Consider the following 2,789-nt stretch of genomic DNA (forward strand, 5'->3'; position numbering starts at 1 on the left):
TCACCAGACCCCACAACTCCTGCGCCGAACCCACCCCACCCGGATACCGCGCCCCCAACCCCACCACCACCACCGGATCACCCGACACCGGAACCGGAGCGGCCACGGGTGAGGCAGGGGCCTGGCGCCGGGCGCCGATCAGGAGGTTCCGCAGGTGGCCGGCCAGCGCGTCGGGGGTGGGGTAGTCGAAGGTCAGTGTCGCGGGCAGCCGTATCCCGGCCACCGCGGACAGGCGGTTGCGCAGTTCCACCGCGGTGAGCGAATCGAAGCCGAGTTCCTTGAAGGCCCGCTCGGCGCTGACGGCCGTGGTGTCGGTGTGGCCGAGGACCGCGGCCGTCTGGCCGGTGACCAGTTCCAGGACGCGGCTGTGCTGCTCGGTCTCGGGCAGGGCCGCCAGTTCCCGGCCCAGGTTCGGCCGGTCCGTGCGCCGGGCGGGCCTGGTGCGGGTGAGGCGGCTGAGCAGGGGTCGGGTGGATGCCGCGGACAGGTCGAGGTGTGCGGGGACCAGCGCGGGATCGGCGGCGCCCAGAGCCAGGTCGAACAGTGCCAGCGCCTGGTCCGTGGGCATCGGCAGCACGCCGGCGCGGGCGAGGCGCTTGCGGTCGGTGTCGGTGAGGTTTTCGGTCAGCCCGCTGGTCTCGGCCCATTGTCCCCAGGCCAGCGATACGCCCGGCAGACCCAGGGCACGCCGGTGCACGGCGAGGGCGTCCAGGAAGGCGTTCGCGGCGGCATAGTTCGCCTGGCCCGGGCCTCCCAGCACCCCGGCGGCGGAGGAGAAGAGCACGAACGCGCTCAGGCCGAGGTCCTTCGTCAGCTCGTGCAGGTGCCAGGCGGCGTCGGCCTTGGGCCGCAGCACCTGGTCGATCCGGCCGGGCGTGAGGGATTCCACGACGCCGTCGTCGAGCACGCCGGCCGCGTGCACGACCGCGGTCAGCGGATGCTCGGCCGGGATCGAGTCCAGTACGGCCGCCAGCGCGTCCCGGTCGGCCACGTCACAGGCCACCACCTCGGCGTCGAAGTCCACCTCCGTCGCGGTCCGGCCGAGCAGGAGCAGGTGCCGGATGCCGTGCCGGTCGCGCAGGTGCCGGGCGACGAGGCGGCCCAGTGTCCCGGTGCCTCCGGTGATCAGCACGGTGCCGTTCGGGTCGAGCGGGCCGGGTGCCGGTGCCGCTTCGGCCCGTACCAGGCGGGCGGCGTGGACGGCGCCGTCGCGGACGACGAGCTGCGGTTCGTCCCCCGAGACGAGGACGCGGTCGTCGGTGTCGACGAGCACGAACCGGTCGGGGTGTTCCGCCTGGGCCGCGCGGACCAGACCCCAGACGACGCTGGACGGCAGGTCGACGGGGTCCGGCCCGACCGCCCCGCGGGTCACGACGGCCAGCCGGCCGTCCCCGTCGCGCAGGAAGTCCTGGAGCACGCCCAGTGTCTCGGCGGCGACGGTGTGCGCGGCCGCCACGGGGTCTCCCGCCGGGGGTGTGACGTGGTGGACGGCCGGAGGTTCGCCGGTGCTCTCGACGGGCACCCAGTCGAGGCGGAAGAGCTGGTTGGTCCCGGCCACCGCCATGCCCGGCGGCCGGTGGCGCACGGTCAGCGCGTCGATCACCGCCAGCGGGCCGGACTCGTCGGCGAGCGCGACCCGGAAGGTGTCGGGGCCGGTGGGTGTGAGGCGGACCCGGGCCGTGGAGCCGGCTTCCCGCATCGACACCCCGGAGAAGGAGAACGGCAGACGGCCGGCCGCCAGCAGGGTCAGCGGCTGGAGTGCGGCGTCGAGCAGCGCGGGGTGGAGACCGAAGCGGTCGCGGGCGTCGGCGGGCAGCGCCACCTCGGCGTAGAGCTCGTCGCCCTGCCGCCGGATCTCGCGTACGCCCGCGAACACCGGCCCGTACTCGTAGCCCTGGGCGGCGAGGGTGTCGTAGAAGTCGGTCAGGTCGACGGGCTCACCGGCCGGCTGCCAGGGCTCGCCGGTGTCGTACGGGTGGGGGCGGCCGCCGGTGGCGAGCATGCCGGTGGCGTGCCGCAGCCAGGTGCCGCCCGTCCGGGAGTGGACGGTGACGGGGCGCCGGCCCGTCCCGTCCGGTGCGCCGACGACGACCTGGACCGGCACGGAACCGTCGTCCGGCAGGATCATGGGGGCTTCCAGCACCAGTTCGTCCAGGATGTCGCAGCCGGCCTGCCGTCCGGCGTGCAGGGCCAGTTCGAGGAACACGGTGCCGGGCAGCAGTACGGAGCCCAGGACGACGTGGTCGGCCAGCCATGGCCGGGTAGCCGTCGAGAGCCGCCCCGTGAGCAGGACGCTCTGGTCCCCGGCCAGTTCGACGACGGCCCCGAGCAGCGGGTGCCCGGCCGAGTCCAGTCCCGCCGCCGACACGTCGCCTTTCGCGGCGGTGGGGTTCAGCCAGTACCGGCGGTGCTGGAAGGCGTACGTCGGCAGCGGGACATGGTGCGGCTCGCCGGGGAAGACCGGCGTCCAGTCGACGGCCACGCCTTGCGTGTGCAGGCGCGCCAGGGCGAGGCGGAACTCCTGTCTGCCACTGCCGCGGCGCAGCGTGCCGGTCACCACGCCGTCCATCACCGGCACCAGTACCGGGTGCGGGCTGACCTCCACGAACACGCCGTGCCGGTCCTGCGTCAGGGCCTCGACGGCGAGGTCGAAGCGTACGGGTTCGCGGAGGTTGCGGTACCAGTAGCCGGCGTCGAAAGCGGAGGTGTCGATCTCCTCGCCGGTCACCGTGGAATAGAACGGGATCGTCGCCGGGCGCGGTGTGATGCCGACCAGGTCGCTCAGCAAC

The 2,789-nt window shown here is 74.0% G+C and carries 1 protein-coding gene; it reads right to left on the minus strand.

Annotated features, from left to right (window positions below; all coding sequences use genetic code 11):
• The coding region (locus tag H5J33_RS29935; RefSeq protein WP_181797923.1) for a type I polyketide synthase at nt 1-2,789 on the minus strand (2,789 nt) is incomplete at both ends.

This window comes from Streptomyces sp. WELS2, assembly GCF_013870595.1.
GTDB lineage: Bacteria > Actinomycetota > Actinomycetes > Streptomycetales > Streptomycetaceae > Streptomyces.